The 18,138-nt window shown below is 60.5% G+C and carries 16 protein-coding genes; all 16 read left to right on the plus strand.

What is annotated here, in order from left to right; translation table 11 throughout:
• Positions 1–120: 120 nt before the first annotated feature.
• The 16 genes from rplL to rpmC all read left to right on the plus strand — a co-directional run bounded on the left by rplL (position 121) and on the right by rpmC (position 18,129).
• Positions 121–525 (plus strand): 50S ribosomal protein L7/L12, encoded by a 405-nt coding sequence (gene rplL, locus VGG64_02400; protein HEY1598421.1) that lies wholly within the window; start codon positions 121–123, stop codon positions 523–525.
• Between the two features lie 207 nt (positions 526–732).
• Positions 733–4,443 (plus strand): DNA-directed RNA polymerase subunit beta, encoded by a 3,711-nt coding sequence (gene rpoB / locus VGG64_02405; GenBank protein HEY1598422.1) that lies wholly within the window; start codon positions 733–735, stop codon positions 4,441–4,443.
• A 183-nt stretch (positions 4,444–4,626) separates the two neighbouring features.
• On the plus strand, positions 4,627–8,991 hold the full coding sequence (gene rpoC / locus VGG64_02410) for a DNA-directed RNA polymerase subunit beta' (GenBank protein HEY1598423.1): 4,365 nt from the start codon (positions 4,627–4,629) through the stop codon (positions 8,989–8,991).
• 201 nt (positions 8,992–9,192) lie between these two features.
• A complete protein-coding gene (gene rpsL / locus VGG64_02415; protein ID HEY1598424.1) occupies positions 9,193–9,561 on the plus strand; it encodes a 30S ribosomal protein S12 in 369 nt (122 codons plus the stop codon).
• A 110-nt stretch (positions 9,562–9,671) separates the two neighbouring features.
• A complete protein-coding gene (gene rpsG, locus VGG64_02420; GenBank protein HEY1598425.1) occupies positions 9,672–10,142 on the plus strand; it encodes a 30S ribosomal protein S7 in 471 nt (156 codons plus the stop codon).
• 179 nt (positions 10,143–10,321) lie between these two features.
• Positions 10,322–12,388 carry an elongation factor G gene (fusA, locus tag VGG64_02425; protein ID HEY1598426.1) on the plus strand — a complete coding sequence of 689 codons (2,067 nt, stop codon included), beginning with the start codon at positions 10,322–10,324 and terminating at the stop codon, positions 12,386–12,388.
• Positions 12,389–12,600: 212 nt separating this feature from the next.
• The gene (gene rpsJ, locus VGG64_02430; protein ID HEY1598427.1) at positions 12,601–12,930 is read left to right on the plus strand and encodes a 30S ribosomal protein S10; all 330 of its coding nucleotides are present in this window, start codon (positions 12,601–12,603) and stop codon (positions 12,928–12,930) included.
• 221 nt (positions 12,931–13,151) lie between these two features.
• Positions 13,152–13,835, plus strand: coding sequence for a 50S ribosomal protein L3 (gene rplC, locus VGG64_02435; protein ID HEY1598428.1), 684 nt, complete (start codon positions 13,152–13,154; stop codon positions 13,833–13,835).
• 105 nt (positions 13,836–13,940) lie between these two features.
• Positions 13,941–14,609 carry a 50S ribosomal protein L4 gene (gene rplD, locus VGG64_02440; protein HEY1598429.1) on the plus strand — a complete coding sequence of 223 codons (669 nt, stop codon included), beginning with the start codon at positions 13,941–13,943 and terminating at the stop codon, positions 14,607–14,609.
• A complete protein-coding gene (gene rplW, locus VGG64_02445) occupies positions 14,602–14,925 on the plus strand; it encodes a 50S ribosomal protein L23 (GenBank protein HEY1598430.1) in 324 nt (107 codons plus the stop codon). Before rplD ends, rplW begins: the two co-directional genes overlap by 8 nt.
• Before the next feature lie 98 nt (positions 14,926–15,023).
• The gene (gene rplB, locus VGG64_02450) at positions 15,024–15,881 is read left to right on the plus strand and encodes a 50S ribosomal protein L2 (protein ID HEY1598431.1); all 858 of its coding nucleotides are present in this window, start codon (positions 15,024–15,026) and stop codon (positions 15,879–15,881) included.
• Positions 15,882–15,962: 81 nt separating this feature from the next.
• The gene (gene rpsS, locus VGG64_02455) at positions 15,963–16,253 is read left to right on the plus strand and encodes a 30S ribosomal protein S19 (GenBank protein HEY1598432.1); all 291 of its coding nucleotides are present in this window, start codon (positions 15,963–15,965) and stop codon (positions 16,251–16,253) included.
• Between the two features lie 79 nt (positions 16,254–16,332).
• Positions 16,333–16,686 (plus strand): 50S ribosomal protein L22, encoded by a 354-nt coding sequence (gene rplV, locus VGG64_02460; protein HEY1598433.1) that lies wholly within the window; start codon positions 16,333–16,335, stop codon positions 16,684–16,686.
• A 97-nt stretch (positions 16,687–16,783) separates the two neighbouring features.
• Positions 16,784–17,482 (plus strand): 30S ribosomal protein S3, encoded by a 699-nt coding sequence (rpsC, locus tag VGG64_02465; protein ID HEY1598434.1) that lies wholly within the window; start codon positions 16,784–16,786, stop codon positions 17,480–17,482.
• Positions 17,421–17,837, plus strand: coding sequence for a 50S ribosomal protein L16 (gene rplP / locus VGG64_02470; protein ID HEY1598435.1), 417 nt, complete (start codon positions 17,421–17,423; stop codon positions 17,835–17,837). The genes rpsC and rplP overlap by 62 nt, the downstream gene beginning before the upstream one ends.
• A gap of 79 nt (positions 17,838–17,916) precedes the next feature.
• Complete coding sequence (gene rpmC / locus VGG64_02475) at positions 17,917–18,129, plus strand: 50S ribosomal protein L29 (GenBank protein HEY1598436.1); 213 nt, start codon at positions 17,917–17,919, stop codon at positions 18,127–18,129.
• Positions 18,130–18,138 lie beyond the last annotated feature (9 nt).

The raw sequence follows: 18,138 nt of genomic DNA on the forward strand, positions 1-18,138 counted from the left end.
CGCCGGAGTTCACCGCGAGCTCCGCATTGATAACAGCCCATTGCCCGTTAACTGTCGCGTGTCCGGAATCCCCGACGTAGGCCCACCGGCGCGCCAAAGTGTGAAAGGATCGAATTAGTCATGACTGAAGCGACTCTGGAATACTCCTCCACGACCAAAGAGTTGGGGGACAAGATCGTCGGACTAACGCTCAAGCAAGCCAAGGAATTGAGCGATTACTTGGAAAACAACTATGGCATCAAGCCCGCAGCAGGCGGCGCCGTAATGATGGCAGCCCCGGCCGACGGCGGTGGCGCAGCGGCGGCGGTCGAGAAGACCGAGTTCGACGTGGTGCTGGAAGGCTTCGGCGAGCAGAAGATCGGCGTGATCAAGGTCGTGCGTGCCGCGACTGGTCTCGGTTTGAAAGAGGCCAAGGATCTTGTCGAAGGGGTTCCCAGCAAGGTCAAGGAAGGCATCTCGAAGGAAGACGCCGAGAAGCTGAAGAAGGAACTCGAAGACGCCGGCGCGAAGGTCGCGATCAAGTAACGATTCCGATGACCAAGGGAGTGTGCCCGCACGCGAGTGAGCTTGCAAGGCGGGCCGCGGTAGTTTGACCTTTGCAATCCGTCCCCGAAAAGTTGGCGGACGATCGACGCGGTTCCCGCTGCGCGCTAGCGCAGCCGCCGCGGACTGCTACGTCCGATATACGATTCGCTGACAAACGCCTGACGCAACGTAGGAGCACGATTCCCTATGGCCACTTCGGCAGAACGACGTCTCCGGCCCAAAGAAGTCCGTCGCTTCGGCTCCATCCAGGAACATCACGGCATCCCCGATCTTACGGACATACAAACCCGCAGCTACCAGGCTTTCCTGCAACTCGAGGAAGCACAGGCGGACCGTAAGGACGAAGGACTCGAGGGGGTGCTGCGCGAGATTTTCCCGATCGAGAGCTACGACAAGACCCTGCGCCTGGAATACCTCCGCTACGAGTTGGGCAAGCCCCGCTACGAGCCGGACGAATGTCGTCAATTGCGCCTGACCTATGGGCGCCCCTTCAAGGTGTGGCTGCGCTTGACCAAAGAGCAGCCCATCGAGGAAGAGGTTTATCTCGGCGACATGCCGATCATGATCGGCGGCGGCGAGTTCATCATCAACGGTGCCGAACGCGTCGTGGTCAGCCAGTTGCATCGCAGCCCGGGCGTCGACTTCGTCAGCGACATGGAAGGCAATGAGCGGCGCTTGCATAGTTGCCGTATCATTCCCGAGCGTGGCAGCTGGATCGAGCTGAACGTCAACAAAAAAGACAGCCTGACGGTGCGCATCGACCAGAGCGGCAAGTTCTCGGCCATGATGCTGTTGCGGGCCATGGACCCGAAATACAGCCAGAACGCGCAGCTGATTCGCTGCTTCTATGAAACGACCAACGAGACGGTCGTCGACGGTCGCAGCGCCGGCAAGCTGGAAGGCAAGATCGCCGTCAATGACGTCGTCTATCCCGCGGCGAGCGAGAGGGCCGGCGAGATTATCCTGGAGAGCGGACAGAAGATCACCAAGAACGCGGCCGAGATCATCTGCACGTCGGGCTTGACGTCGGTCGAAGTCATGCCGGACGTGAAGGATCCGCTGATCTTCAATTGCTTGCAGGAGGACAACACCGCCAGCCATGAAGAGGCCTTGCTGAAGATTTATCAACGCCTCCGGCCAGGCAACCCTCCGCAGTTGGAAAAGGCGCGGGCCCTGTTCCACGAGAAGTTCTTCGACACGAACCGCTACCGTTTGGGCAAGGTCGGCCGCTTTCGTATCAATCGCAAGCTGGCGCTGAAGATTCCCGAAACGGAAATGACCCTCCGTCCCGACGACTTGATCGCCTCGATCAAATACCTGCTGCACCTGCGCGGCGACGATGCCGGATTCGAGATCGACGATATCGATCACTTGGGCAATCGCCGGCTACGCACGATCGACGAGTTGGCCTGCGACGAACTGCGCAAGGGCTTCCTCAAGCTCCGCCGCACGGTTCAAGAGCGGATGAGCCTGAAGGACGTCGAAGACCTCACCCCGCGCAGCCTGATCAACCCCAAGAGCATCTCGGCGGCGATTGAATACTTCTTTGGCCGCGGCGAGTTGTCGCAAGTAGTCGACCAGACCAACCCGCTGTCGATGCTCACGCACGAGCGGCGGCTGTCGGCCCTCGGCCCTGGCGGTTTGAATCGCAAGCGTGCCGGGTTTGAAGTCCGCGACGTGCATATTTCGCACTACGGCCGTATCTGTCCGATCGAAACGCCGGAAGGTACGAACATCGGTTTGATTTCCAGCCTGGCCATTTATGCCGGCGTGGATTCCTACGGATTCCTGGTCACGCCGTATCGCAAGGTCACAAAGGGCAAGGTCACCGAGGAAGTGGAGTGGCTGCGGGCCGATCAAGAGAGCGAAGCTTACCTGGCGCCGGCCGACGCGGTGATTGAGAAGGGTCGTCTGCACGGCGACAACATCATCGCCCGCTATCGAGCCGACTTTGAATTGGTCCAGGCCGACCGCATCGAGTACATGGACGTGGCACCGAGCCAAATGGTCGGTGTCTCGGCCGGTTTGATTCCGTTCCTCGAGCACGACGACGCCAACCGCGCCTTGATGGGATCCAACATGCAGCGGCAAGCGGTGCCGCTACTGGTTACCGAGCCGCCGATCGTGGCGACCGGCATGGAGCGCGACGTCGCACAAAACTCGGGCATGATCGTTCGGGCCCGCAAGAAGGGGACCGTCACATACGTCGACGCCGATCGCATCGAGATCGGTTCCGAAGTTTACCCGATGCGGAAGTTCGTCGGTCTCAACGAGCGTACCTGCCAGAATCAGAAGCCCATCATCGAGATCGGCCAGAAGGTCGAGAAGGGTGAAGCGATCGCCGACGGGGCCGCCACCTTCCGCGGTGAATTGGCCCTGGGACGCAACGTGCTCGTTGGCTTCATGGCCTGGGACGGCTTCAACTTCGAGGACGCGATCATCATCAGCGAGGATCTGGTGAAGGACGATACCTACACCTCGCTGCACATCGAAGAGTTCGATATCGAAATTCGCGAGACCAAGCTCGGCCGCGAAGAGTTCACCCGCGACATTCCCAACGTCAGCGAGAAGGCACTTCGCAATCTCGATGAGGGGGGCATCGTGCGGATCGGCACCTATGTCCGTCCAGGCGACATCCTGGTGGGCAAGGTCTCGCCGAAGTCGAAGACCGAGCTGACGCCGGAAGAAAAACTGCTGCACGCCATTTTCGGCCGTGCCGGCGAAGACGTGAAGAACGACTCGCTCGAGGTTCCTTCGGGCGTAGAAGGTATCGTCATCGACACGCAGAAGTTCTCGCGTCGTTTGAGCCTGTCGGAAGACGAGCGCAAGGCCTTCGAAAAAGCCTTGAAAGAAGCCGAATCCGAAGGCAACGCCCATATCGCCACGGCCTTCGGGGCGATGGTCGAAGAGATGGAAAGCGTTCTGCAACGCAAGCTCACCGACGAAGAAGGGGCTCCGCTGGTCCGTGACCAGGAGCACAAGTTCGTCGCCGAGCAGGCCACGCGCTTCCGCCTGGAACGGCACGACATCCGCAGCCCGCAACGCAAGGCCGACGTCGAGAAAACCTACAAGACGATGTGGCCGGCGGTCGAGGTCGCGATCGACGAGCGCGATCGCCGTCTCAATTCGATGAAGCGTGGCGACGAGCTGCGCAGCGGCGTGCTGCAAATGGTCAAGGTCTATGTGGCTGCCAAGCGCGTCATCTCGGTCGGCGACAAGATGGCCGGCCGGCACGGTAACAAGGGTGTGATCGCCAAGATCCTGCCCCGCGAGGACATGCCATTCCTGGCCGATGGAACGCCCGTGCAGATCCTGCTCAATCCGCTGGGCGTGCCCAGCCGTATGAACGTCGGTCAGATTCTGGAGACGCACCTAGGTTGGGCCGGCGCCAAGCTCGGCTTCCAGGCGATTACCCCGGTATTCGATGGTGCCACCGAGGAAGTGATTCGTGGTTGCCTGGACGAGGCCAAATTGCCGCGTCACGGCAAAGCCCAACTGCACGACGGCCGCACCGGTGAGCGGCTCGAGCAGGAAACGACCGTGGGCTACATCTACATGCTGAAGTTGCACCACCTGGTGGACGACAAGGTCCATGCCCGTTCGACCGGTCCTTACTCGTTGATCACGCAGCAACCGTTGGGCGGCAAGGCCCGCTTCGGCGGTCAGCGTTTTGGCGAAATGGAAGTCTGGGCACTAGAAGCCTACGGGGCGGCCTACGTCCTGCAGGAGTTGTTGACCGTGAAGAGCGACGACGTGGAAGGACGTACCAAGATTTACGAATCGATGGTCAAGGGAGAAAACACCTTGGAAGCCGGCACGCCCGCCAGCTTCGACGTACTGACGAACGAGATTCGCGGCCTTGGCTTGAACATGCAATTGGAAAAGCGCCGCGTGTAAGAATTGTATTTGCCGGTCAGCCCGCACGACCGGCCCGTTTCGCGACCCGCACAGGTGCTTTGACGGACTGAAACGTCGAGCACTCAGACATACCAGCAACGATCACCGCGCAGTCTAGTTTATCGCAGACTAGATCATCGCAGACTCGATCACCCGTCCGGTGACCCGACAAGGAGCCATCAAGTGAGTACTGGCGAAAGCTCTTACGATCGGATAAACGATTACGCCTCGGTCAAGATCAGCCTGGCCCGGCCGCACGACATTCGCAGCTGGTCGTTCGGCGAGGTGAAGAAGCCCGAAACGATCAACTACCGCACCTACCGCCCGGAAAAGGACGGTCTGTTTTGCGAGCGCATCTTTGGCCCGGAAAAGGACTGGGAATGCGCCTGCGGCAAGTATCGCGGCATGAAGTACAAGGGCATGATCTGCGACCGCTGCGGCGTCAAGGTCACGCACAGCCGCGTGCGCCGCAAGCGCATGGGGCACATCGAGCTGGCGGCCCCGGTCGCCCACATCTGGTTCTTCAAGGCTATGCCGAGCCGGCTGGGCAACCTGCTGGACATGAAGACCACCAGCATGGAAAAGGTCATCTATTTCCAGGACTACGTGGTCGTCGATCCCAAGGACACGCCGCTGAAAAAGCAGCAGCTGTTGACTGAGGAAGAGTATCGCGCCGCCCGCGAGACCTACGGTGAGGGCTCGTTTGACGCCGACATGGGTGCCGAAGCGGTCCGTAAGCTGCTGGTCAGCCTGGACCTGGTGCAATTGTCAGTCGATCTGCGCAAGAACCTGGCCGAGACCGGTTCCAAGCAAAAGCAGAAAGACCTGATCAACCGCTTGAAGATCGTGGAGTCGATCCGCGACAGCGACAACAAGCCCGAGTGGATGATCCTGGATGTGATTCCGGTTATTCCGCCGGACCTGCGTCCGCTGGTGCTGTTGGACTCGGGCAATTTCGCCACCAGCGATCTGAACGATCTCTACCGCCGCATCATCAACCGCAACAACCGGTTGAAGAAGCTTGTCGACCTGAATGCTCCGGAAGTGATCATTCGCAACGAAAAACGCATGTTGCAGCAATCGGTCGACGCCTTGTTCGACAACAACCGCTGCAAGCGCCCCGTGCTGGGTTCCAGCAACCGGCCGCTGAAGTCGCTCACCGACATGATCAAGGGGAAGCAAGGGCGCTTCCGCGAGAACCTGTTGGGCAAGCGCGTCGATTACTCGGCACGCAGCGTGATCGTGGTCGGTCCGGCCCTGCGTTTGCACCAGTGCGGCTTGCCGAAGAAGATCGCCCTGGAATTGTTCCAGCCGTTCATCATCCGACGGCTGAAAGAGCTGGGGCACGCCGACACGATCAAAAGCGCCAAGAAGATGCTGGAGCGCAAGGACGACGAGGTGTGGGATATCCTCGAAGAGGTTATCCGCAACCACCCCGTACTGTTGAATCGTGCTCCGACGTTGCACCGCATCGGCATTCAGGCTTTCGAGCCGACGCTGGTCGAAGGTAACGCCATCAAGCTGCACCCGTTGGTCTGCCGCGGCTTCAACGCCGACTTCGATGGCGATCAGATGGCCGTACATTTGCCGCTGTCGATCGAGGCTCAGGTAGAAGCGCACACGTTGATGATGTCGACCAACAACATCTTCAGCCCCGCCAACGGCGCGCCGATCATCAGCCCGTCGCAGGACGTGGTGATGGGTTGCTATTACATCACCATGCCGTTGCCCGAATGCAAAGGGGACGGCATGCAGTTCAGCTCGTTCCCCGAGGTGCATTTGGCTTACTCGTTGGGCAAGGTCGGCACGCACGCGCGGATCAAGGTCAAGCTGCCTCCCACGCGTAGTCTGAAGACCGAAGCCGATCAAGAGAGCCAGCCGGGCGCCATCATCGAGACCACGGTCGGTCGCGTGATGTTCAACGACGTGCTGCCGGACCGCATGCCGTTCTACAACATCCCCATGCGTTCCAGCGAGTTGGCCAAGGTTATTTCGGATTGCTACGCCATCCTGGGACGGCGGGCTACGATCGACTTGTTGGACGACATGAATCGGACGGGCTTCCGCGCCAGCACCATGAGCGGCCTGTCCTTCGCCACCGACGATCTGATCACCCCGCCGACCAAGAGCAAGATCATCGGCGACGCCGAGAAGACCGTCCTCAAGTTTCAGAAGCTCTATCAACGCGGCGTGATCACCGAGGTCGAGCGTTACAACCAGGTGCTGGATGCCTGGACGCACGCTCGCGAGCGAATCACGACCGAGATGATGGCCGAGCTAGAGAACGACCATCGCAAGGCGGGCTACGTCAACCCGATCTACTTGATGGCGCACTCCGGTGCCCGCGGTGGTGTCGAGCAGATTCGCCAGCTGGCCGGCATGCGTGGTTTGATGGCCAAGCCGTCGGGTCAGATTATCGAGACGCCGATCAAGGCCAACTTCCGCGAAGGTCTGACCGTGCTGGAATATTTCAGCTCGACGCACGGTGCCCGCAAGGGGTTGGCCGATACGGCCCTGAAGACGGCCGACAGCGGTTACTTGACCCGCAAGCTGGCCGACGTGGCGCAGAACGTCGTGGTGACGATGCACAATTGCGGCACCACGCAAGGCATCACCAAGGGCGTGATTTATCGCGGCGAGAAGGTCGAAGTGCGGTTGGCGGATTCGATTCGCGGCCGTGTCAGCCGTGCCAATATCGTCAACCCCATCACGGACGAAGTGCTAGTCCGCGAAGACGATTTGATCACGCTCGATATCGCGCGGCGCATCGAGGACCTCGGTCTGGAAAAGATTCAGGTCCGCAGCCCGATGACTTGCGACGCGGCTCTCGGCGTGTGCCGGCTGTGCTACGGCATGGATCTTTCGACCAGTTCCATGGTCGAGGAAGGGATGGCCGTGGGAATCATCGCCGCCCAAAGCATCGGCGAGCCGGGCACCCAGCTCACCATGCGTACGTTCCACATCGGTGGTACGGCCGCTCGCGCGGTGGAAGAGAGCGAGATCCGCGCCAAGAAGCAGGGTATCGCCAAGTTCACCCGCCTGAAGGTGGTCCGCAACGACGAAGGTCAGCAAGTCGTGTTGACCCGCAACGGCGAAATCTCGTTGATGGACCCCAAGGGTCGCGAGTTGGAGAAGTACGAGATTCCCGCCGGTGCCAACCTGCTGGTCGACGACAATCAAGAGGTCATGCCCGGTGTCGTCCTCTGTCAGTGGGATCCGCACAGCATCCCGATTCTGGCCGAGGTCGGTGGTAAGGTTCGCTACGAAGACGTCATCGACGGCGAGACGATGCGGCTCGAGCGCGATCCCAGTGGTCACCAACGCAAGATGATCATCGAGCACAAGGGAGACCTGCATCCGCAAGTCGTGCTGGAAGATAGCAGCGGCAAGATTCTCGACTTCTACTATCTGCCCGAAAAGGCCCATATCGAAGTCAACGAGGGGGACCAGATCTCGGCCGGTACGCTGCTGGCCAAGACGCCCCGCGAGGTGTCCGGTACGCAGGACATCACCGGCGGTCTGCCGCGCGTGACCGAGATCTTCGAGGCTCGCAAGCCCAAGGATCCCGCGGTCATTGCCGAAGTCGACGGTACGGTGGAGCTGTTGGGCGAAAAGCGTCGCGGCAAGCGCACGATCATCGTCCGCAGCGAAAGCGGCATCGAGCGCGAACACCTTGTCTCGCACGGTAAGCACTTGCGTGTCCATGCCAGCGACTTTGTGCGTGCCGGCGAGGCATTGGTCGACGGTCCGCTTGTGCCGCACGATATTTTGCGGATCTCGGGCGAAGAGGCCGTGCAGCATTACCTGGTCCGCGAGATTCAGAACGTCTATCGCAGCCAACGCGTCGATATCGACGACAAGCACATCGAGATCATCGTCGCCCAGATGCTCCGCAAGGTCCGCATCGAAAGCGTCGGCGATACCGGCTTGTTGCCGGGCAGCGTGATGGACCGCTTCGAGTTCCGCGGAGTGAACCAGAACCTGACCAGCTGCGTCAAGATTTCGGAAAAGGGAGACAGCGACTTCGCCCCCGGTTCGATCGTGCCGAAAGACGCGCTCGAACAGGTCAACGCGCAGATCGAGGCACTGGGTGGCGACCCCGCTAAGGGAACCCGCCCCAAGCCCGCCACGGCCAGCACGCAATTGTTGGGCATTACGAAGGCGGCCGTGCAAAGTGCCAGCTTCATTTCCGCTGCCAGTTTCCAGGAAACCACGAAGGTGCTCACCGAGGCGGCCTTGGCCGGCAAGATCGACCGCTTGGTGGGGTTGAAGGAAAACGTTATTTTGGGCCACTTGGTTCCGGCCGGTACCGGCTTCCACACCTACCAAGAGTCGGAAGTTCGCATCCGGCCCGAGGCGCTGGAAGCGCTGGCGGCGGAGAAGGATCGTACCCTGGCCCGCAGCTTCCCGCTTTTGGAAGGGGTGGAAGACGGCAACGGTGCTTCGAGCGCCGAGACGGCTCGCAAGGACGCTGCCCAAAGTGCCCCGGCTGGCAGCCTGGACGCTTTGCTAGGGGGTGGTTCGCACGAGCCGAAATCAGAAGAGTAAGACGTCCAACCGTCGGCAAGACGTAATTCGTCTTGTCGCCCGGCTACCGAAAAGCAGTTTGCCTTGACAGGTGCCTTGGATCGGGTAGCCTAAGCGGTTCGCCTTAAAGTGATCGTGTTCGCTGCGTAAATGCAGCTTTGTCAGTACAAAAGACGACCTCGGGGCACCCGCAACGGGCGCCGCCTTGACCAGAGAAATTGCATGCCAACGATCAATCAGCTTGTAAAGCGTGGGCGCCGCCAGCCGCGCAAGTTCAGCAAGTCGCCGGTTTTGGACCGCTGTCCGCAAAAGCGCGGCGTGTGCTTGCAGGTCAAGACGATGACTCCCAAGAAGCCGAACTCGGCTTTGCGGAAGATCGCCCGCGTGCGGTTGTCCAATGGCAAAGAGGTCACGGTCTACATTCCGGGCGAAGGACACAGCCTGCAGGAACACTCGATCGTGCTCGTCCGCGGTGGTCGCGTCCGCGATCTACCGGGTGTGCGCTATCACGTGGTTCGCGGGGCGCTCGATACCTTGGGCGTGACGGGCCGCAAGCAATCGCGGAGCCTGTACGGGGCCAAGAAGGGTTAGTCGGGCAGGGTTAGTCGAGTGTTGCCTGTGTTGTTGCGGACGGTGCCTCGCACAGTCGCCGTCCTTTAGAAATCATCCTTACATCGAATCGTTGTGACGGAAGCATTGTCATGGGTCGTATCACCGCCAGCCGTAAGTCTCTCGCTCCGGATCCCCGTTATGGCTCGCTGCTGGCGTCGAAGTTTATCAACTGCTTGATGCACGACGGCAAAAAGAGCACCGGGCAACGGGTGTTTTACCAAGCACTCGACATCGTCCACGACAAGATCAAGGACGTCGAACCGATCGAGGTCTTTACGCAGGCCGTAAGTAACGTTAAGCCCGAGGTCGAGGTCCGTTCGAAGCGCGTCGGCGGTGCCGCTTATCAGGTGCCGATGCAAGTGAACCGCAATCGGCAGCAATCGCTGGCGATTCGCTGGATCCTGCTGGCCGTGCGCGAGAAGAAGGGGCGTCCCATGCACGAGAAGTTGGCCGAAGAGTTCGTTGCCGCCTACAATCGCGAGGGCGCCGCGGTCTCGCGCCGCGAGAACGTGCATCGTATGGCCGACGCCAACAAGGCGTTCGCCCATTTCGCCTGGTAATTCGAGCTACATTGTCTGCGCCGTGCTGGGGCGGATCGCCCTGGTGCGGCGTTGTTTTTGCGCTGACATCATCGCGCTAGTGCCGTCTGTGTCGCAGCCCGCAGCCTTCGTCGGCGGACCTGTCGTCAGGCAAGCAGCGACACGCTGACGCACCTTCGCGGCCTTTCACGCTACAAGCCATGGCGCGCCAACTTTCCAGCCTTCGCAATATCGGCATCATTGCCCACATCGACGCGGGCAAGACCACGCTTACAGAGCGGATGCTGTTCTACAGCGGAACGACGCACCGCATGGGTGACGTCGACCGGGGGAACACGGTCACCGACTTCGATCCCGAGGAGCAGGAACGCGGCATCACGATCCAGGCCGCCTGCGTCACCTTTCGCTGGAAAGGAGTCGTCGTCAACCTGATCGACACGCCCGGGCATGTCGATTTCACAGCCGAGGTCGAGCGCAGCCTGCGCGTGCTGGACGGCGGCGTGGTGGTGTTCAGCGCCCGCGAAGGGGTCGAAGCCCAAAGCGAGACCGTGTGGCGCCAGGCCGACCGTTACAAGGTGCCGCGCATCGCCTTCATCAACAAGATGGATCGCGAGGGGGCCGACTTTTTTGGCACCTTCGAAGAGATTCGCAAACGGCTGGAAGGCCATCCGCTGGCGATTCAGATTCCGATCGGCGTCGGCCCGCCCCACTTGCCCGAGGCTTTTCGCGGCGTGATCGACCTGGTGCGCATGAAAATGCTCACGTTCACCAAGGAAAGCCAGGGTTCAGAGCAGGTCGAGAACGAGATCCCCGCCGAGCATCTGGCCGAGGCCGAATTGTGGCGTGGTCAGATGCTCGATCAACTGTTCGACTATTCGAACGAACTGGGTGAATTGCTGCTGGCCGAGGAAGATGTGCCGGCGGAATTGATTCAGAGCGTGATTCGCTCGGCCACGATTCACAGTTTTGTGGTGCCCGTGCTGTGCGGCTCGGCGCTCGATCATACCGGCGTGCAGCCGGTGCTGGACGCGGTCGCCAGCTATTTGCCCAGCCCCGCGGATAAGCCGGCGGTCGAAGGCACGGATCCGCAAAAGCCCGACATCAAGCTCATCCGCAAGCCCGCGACCGACGAGCCGTTTTGCGGGCTCGTGTTCAAGATTCAGGCCGACAAGCACGGCGACTTGCACTACGTCCGCATCTACTCGGGCCTGCTCAAGGGAAACACGCGGGCGTCGAATCCGCGCACCGACAAAAAAGAGAACATCAGCCAGCTGTGGCACATCCAGGCGGATCGCCGCGAGCAGGTCGAAAGCGTCGAAGCCGGCGACATCGTCGGCATCATTGGGCTGCGCAACTCGGTGACCGGTGATACGCTGTGCGATCCCAAGCATCCGATCCTGCTCGAGGCTATTGCCTTCCCCGAGACCGTCATCTCGATGGCGATCGAGCCCGAAAGCTCGGCCGAGCGCAAGAAGCTGGCCGACGCACTGGACATGCTCAAGCGGCAGGACCCCACGTTCCGCGCGCAAGAGAGCCAGGAAACGGGGCAAACCCTGATCAGCGGCATGGGCGAGTTGCACCTGGAAGTGATCAAGCACCGCTTGCTCCGCGATTTCAAGCTTAATGTGCGGGTTCACAAGCCACGGGTAAGCTACCGCGAGACCGTGCAGAAGGCCGTCGAGATCACCGGCGAATGCCATCAGCAGGTGGGCGGGCAGTCGCTGTTCGCCAAGGTGCGGGTCCGGCTCGAGCCGAACGAACTCGACCATCCCGTGGTCACCATCGGTAAGGCCGATACGATTCCGCCGCAGTACCTGGCCGCGGTCATGGAGGTGCTGACGCAACAGGCCGAAGGGGGCGGTTCGCTCGGCTTCCCGTTGATGAAGGTCAAGATCACGGTTCTGGGGGGCGAAGTCCACGAGACGGACTCCAACGAGCTGGCATTCCGGCGGGCCGCGGCCGACGCCTTTCACAAGTCGTTGCAGGCCGCGGGGATCGTCCTGCTGGAGCCGATCATGAAGATCGAGATCGTACTCCCCGAGGAATACATGGGGGATTTCGTGGCGGATCTGCAGCAACGACGGGCCATCATCACCGATACGCACGCGCGCGGCCGCAACACGGTCATCGAAGCCGAAGCCCCCTTGGCGACGTTGTTTGGTTACTCGGGAGCCATGCGGGGGTTGAGCCAGGGGCGGGCCTCGGCATCGATCTCGCCGGCCCATTATGGACCCGCACCACCCGAGGTGGCCGAAGGGTTTATGTAGGCCAGCAGCACGCCGGAATCGGCATCCCCGGTACCAGCGCTTGAGAGCGTTAAAGTGCCTCGCGCCGGGGCCGAAAAGTAAATTAACGGGGCGTTGACATGATTCCCAGGAAACCTTAGGATTTGCGGTTCGCCCCTCGCGGGGGAGAGTTCGCTACGGCGTATCTAGCTGGTGTTTGGCAACTCGGCGCACCGTTGGTTGAGGAGAGTTCAGTGGCTGGTCATTCCAATGAGACGATTCGCATCCGCATGGAAGCGTATGACCATTCCGTTCTCGATCAAAGTGCTGCCGATATCGTCGACACCGCAAAGCGCACCGGCTCGGAAGTTCACGGGCCGATCCCGCTGCCGACACGCATCGAGCGATACACAGTTTTGTCCGGTCCGCACATCGACAAGAAGGCGCGTCAACAGTTCGAGATTCGAACTCACAAGCGTCTGATCGACATTGTGCAATCGACCGCCAAGACGATCGAAGCGCTCAATAAGTTGAGCCTGCCCGCGGGAGTCGATATTAAGATCAAAGCTTCCAGCCGCCACTAATAGCCCCTGGGCTTTGTGGTTCTGCTGGAAGAGTGGTTTTGTAAGTTGTTTCACTACTTCGTTTGCCTTTCCCGTGGTTGGGGGCGGCGGCTCTTGGCGAAGGGTGTTTGAAACGTATAGGGCACAGAAGAGTTACTTGTATGCACCGGATGCTGGGTGGGTAAACCGCGGCCGCTTTGGCTGCTAGTTCCTGCCGGCGACCTGACGACAAGGCGAATGTGATGGCCAAAGGATTACTCGGCCGCAAGGTCGGGATGACGCAGATATTTGACGAATCCGGGAAAGTGATCCCGGTGACGGTGATTCAGGCCGGCCCCTGCCGCGTTCTGCAGATCCGCACGTCCGACCGCGACGGCTACGAGGCCGTGCAGGTTGGCTTTGGCAATAAGCCTCGTCGTTTGGCCAGCCGCAGCCAGCGTGGTCATGTTGCTCGACTCGACAGTAAGCGTTCTAAGCGGCTCTCTGCCGCGGGCGTCGAGTTGCCTGCCAAGCCCGATTGTGAACCCTCGCAATTCGTGCGCGAGTTCCGCGGGGCTACCGAATACACCGTTGGGCAAGAGCTGAAGGTCGAACTCTTCAGCGATGTCAAGGCTGTCGACGTGACCGGCATCTCCAAGGGTCGTGGTACCGCGGGCGTCATGAAGCGCCACGGGTTCAGCGGCCAACGCGCCACGCACGGTGTGAAGAAGGTGCATCGTCACGCCGGATCAACCGGTTGCAATACGTTTCCGGCCCGCGTGTTCAAAGGTCGCCGCATGGCTGGCCGCTACGGTGCCGAGCGTAATACGGTCCGTAATCTGAAGGTCGTAAAGGTAGACTCCGAGAACGATTTGCTGCTCGTACGCGGCGCCATTCCCGGTCCCAATGGTGGCTACGTAATTGTAAAGCAAACTAACAAGCTCTAGATAACAACACGCTTTAGATAGCAGGGCCCCTGTCCGCGATGTGCGGGCAAGCGTGGTCGAAATCGCAAACCTCGCGACAAAAACGAAACAGCAAGAGCGCCAGCGATGACACGCCTACCGGTATTCGACAAGACAGGCAAGGAGGTTGGCTCGTACGACATCGAGCCGACTGATCTGGCGCCGCGCATCAACAAGCAGTTGCTGCACGACGCGGTCGTGATGTATCAGGCGAACTTGCGTCAGGGGACGTTCAAGACTAAGTCTCGCGCCGAGGTGGCCGGTAGCACCAAGAAGATGTATCGCCAGAAGGGGACGGGCAATGCCCGTGCCGGCGGTCGCCGCAGCGGCGTGCGTCGTGGTGGCGGTCACATCTTTGCCAAGCGGCCGCGCAGCTTTGCCTATCGCTTGCCGCGCAAGGCCGTGCAGTTGGCGACGCGGATGGCCGTGGCCTCGAAGATTCGCGACAATCAGCTGATCGTGATCGACGATCTGTCGTTTGCCGCACCCAAGACTAAGGACATGGCGGCGATTCTCAAGGCGCTCAAGTTCCCTGGTGGCAGCCTGTTGGTTACCACCGCGGCACGAGATGAAAACGTCTACAAGAGTGCCCGTAATATTGCCGACGTGACGGTTTCTCCTGTCGCCGAGTTGAACGCGTTCAGCGTGCTGCTGCCGACCAGGATGTTGGTGACGCGGGCCGCGTTGGATGCGTTGCGCAAGCGAGCCGCCGAGCAAACCAGTCGGCCGGACGCCAAGGAGCCGAGTCATGCCTGAGAATTCCGCTGCGACTGCCCCGGTTGAATCCGCTCTGCTCCAGCCACACCAGGTGATCCTGCGTCCGCTGGTGACCGAGAAGGGGATGCACCGCTCGACACGGTACAACGCCTATGCGTTCGAGATCAGCCGGCTGGCCACGAAGGACGACGTCCGCCGTGCCGTCGAGCAGTTGTTCGACGTGAAGGTGGTTCGTGTCCACACGCAGAATCGCAAAGGGAAGCCGCGTCGCTCGAAGTTTCGCACCGGTCGTACCAAGGATTGGAAGAAAGCCATCGTCAAGTTGGATCCTGAGCACCGTATCGAGTTCTTCTAGTCCGCCGCGCTTGGTCATTGCTGTAGAGAATATTGCTTAAGACATCGTCGCCGCGGCTTGAGTGAGTTGCCGCCAAAACTAGTAGCGAAAGAATTGTCATGGGCCTACGACGTTACAAACCGACTACCGCCGGCCGCCGCGGAGCGTCGGTCAGCGATTTCGCCGAGTTGACGCCGGGCTACAAGCCCGAGAAGGGGCTCCTGCGTCCGAAGGTAAAAACCGGCGGTCGCAACAATCAGGGCAAGATCACGGCGCGGCATCGTGGTGGTGGGCACAAGCAGCAATATCGTTTGATCGACTTCCGTCGCAACAAGGACGGCGTTCCGGCCGTCGTGCATTCCGTGCAGTACGATCCGAACCGCAGTGCCCGGATCGCGCTGTTGCACTATGTGGACGGCGAGAAGAGATACATTTTGGCTCCCAACGGTCTGAAGGATGGCGATCGGGTGCAAAGCGGCCCTGACGCGCCGCCGGCCGTGGGCAACTGCTTGCCGATGCGGAACATTCCGCTCGGTATGACAATTCACAATATTGAGTTGCGTCCGGGCCGTGGCGGCACATTGTGCCGGTCGGCCGGCACCAGCGCCGTGCTGGCCGCCCGCGATGCCGATTGGGTGCAGTTGACGCTCCCCAGTGGCGAAATCCGCCGTGTTCCGGCCGACTGCCGGGCCACGATCGGTGCCACGGGCAATGCGGATCATATGAACGTCGTGCTGGGCAAGGCTGGCCGCAAGCGCTGGATGGGGCGTCGCCCGCACGTGCGTGGCACGGCCATGAATCCAATCGACCATCCGCACGGCGGTGGTGAAGGGCGTACTAAGGGGGGCCGTCATCCGGTCAGCCCCGAAGGGAAGTCGGCCAAGGGTGGCCAGACGCGCAAGCCACGCAAGGCGTCGAACTCGGCCATCGTGCGTCGTCGCCGGTCGCGCCGTTACGGTCAGCTGAAGTTGTACTAAGGTCGCATTTGGGGTGGATGGCCGTCAGGCCAGTTGAATACAGAGTTCACATGCCCAGGCATTGGGTGGAGTGCAGAAGCGATGGGAAGGTCACTAAAAAAAGGTCCGTTCGTCAACTCCAAGCTGTTCCAAAAGGTGGAGCGCATGGAGAGTTCGGGCGGCAAGCAGCCAATCAAGACGTGGGCCCGCGCCTGCACGATCGTGCCGGAGTTCGTCGGTCACACGTTCCTGGTACACAACGGCAAGCTGCACTTGAAGGTGTTCGTGACCGAAGACATGGTAGGGCACAAGCTCGGTGAGTTTTCTCCCACGCGCACGTTCCGCGGTCACGGCGGCAAGGGCAAGAAGTCGGCGGGTCCGGGGGCGGGTTAGTAAGTTAATTTCGAAGTTTCGCCTGTCGCCCCCGTCAGCGGCTCGCGCAACATGCCATAAGAGGATAGAGGACAGAACCATGGCCTACGAGGCGACGCATCGATTCGCCCGCATCAGCGCCCGCAAGGTGCGGCCGATCGCGGACTTGATTCGCGGCAAGCACGCCGACGAGGCGTTGGACATTCTGAAGTACATGCCGCAACGCGGTGCGCGGATGTTGGAGAAGGTGTTGAAAAGCGCCTTGGGCAACGCCGAGGATCGCCGGGCGCCGAACGCACAGAACCTGGTCGTTGTCGACTGTCGCGTCGACGGGGGCCCGATGTTCAAGCGTGTCCGGCCTCGTGCTCGCGGTATGGCCTTTATGGTCAAGCGACGGATGTCGCACATCCATATCAAGGTGGAAGACATTTACAGCGTCGCGGAAAAGGCATGAGTATGCTGGCCGTGGTCCGCCCGCAGCGGATTCGGCCGGATAGCAGATAGCAACGTTTTGATTGGTTCCTGGCGCCCAGCAGTAAGCACAAAAAAATATGGGACAGAAGGTCAATCCAGTCGGTTTTCGGACCGGCATCATGGTCGGCTGGAAGAGCCGTTGGTACGCGTCGAAGCGCGAGTTCAGCGAGCTGCTGGTCGAGGACCAGAAGCTGCGCAAATTCGTCAAAGAAAAGTACCGCTATGCGGGCCTGCCCAAGATCGAGATCGAGCGTACGCGTGACGAGGTCAAGGTAATTTTGTTCGCCGCCCGGCCGGGCATCATCATCGGTCGCAAGGGGCAAGAGGTCGAGCGTTTGCAGACCGAGTTGCAAGAGCTCGTGGGCCGGCGGATCAACATCAAGATCGAAGAAGTAGCGCGTCCGGAGATTCAAGCGCAGTTGGTCGCCGAGGATATCGCCGAGCAGCTCGCCAAGCGTGCCAGTTTCCGTCGCACCATGAAGCGTGCCATGGAACAAACGATGGACGCCGGCGCCAAGGGAATCAAGATTCAGTTATCCGGTCGCCTGGGCGGCTCGGAAATGGCTCGTCAGGAAAAGCAGATCGTCGGTTCGATTCCGCTCTCTACGTTGCGGGCAAAGATCGACTACGGCTTTACCGAGGCCAAGACCGCGCAAGGTAACATCGGGGTCCAGGTGTGGGTCAACCAGGGAATGTATCAAGAGGACGATAGCCATGGCGCTGATGCCCAAGAGGGTCAAGCACCGAAAAAGCCAAAGAGGACGTATAAAAGGTAACGCCACGCGTGGCAACCGAGTCGTCTTTGGCGACTTCGGCCTGCAGACCACGCAGGGTGGTTGGATTCCGGCGGCCACGCTGGAAGCCGGCCGCATCGCCGCGCAGCAATACCTGAGGACGGAAGGGCGACTGTACGTCCGTGCCTTTCCACATAAGCCGATCACGTCGATCCCGCTCGAAACCCGCATGGGTAAGGGTAAGGGGGAGCCGGAGTATTGGGCTGCCGTGGTGAAGCCGGGCAACATCCTCTACGAGATTTCGGGTGTGACGGAAGAGGCGGCAAAGCTGTGCTTCCGCCGCTTGGCTCACAAGATGCCGGTGCGTGTGCGGTTATTGAAGCGGCGTCCCGTATAGCAAGGCTGAGTACGCCAGAAGAATCGCCAGAGAAATCAAAGTCTGTTTCGTTTGAGATCCGAGCTGACCGAGTATTGCCATGACCAAGGCGACTGAACTTCGAGAGATGAGCGACGAGCAGTTGGGTTTGACCCTCCGCGAAACGGCCGAGCATTTGTTTCGGCTGCGGATCAAGGCTCAGACCGAGCGTTTGGATGCGCCCAGCGAGTTGCGCAAGCATCGCCGTTTGATTGCCCGGCTCAAGACGATTCAGACCGAGCGAACGCGCGAGATTGCGACCGGCAAGAAGTAGCCCGCAAGT

The sequence above is a fragment of the Pirellulales bacterium genome (genome assembly GCA_036490175.1).
In the GTDB taxonomy this organism is placed as follows: Bacteria; Planctomycetota; Planctomycetia; order Pirellulales; family JACPPG01; genus JACPPG01.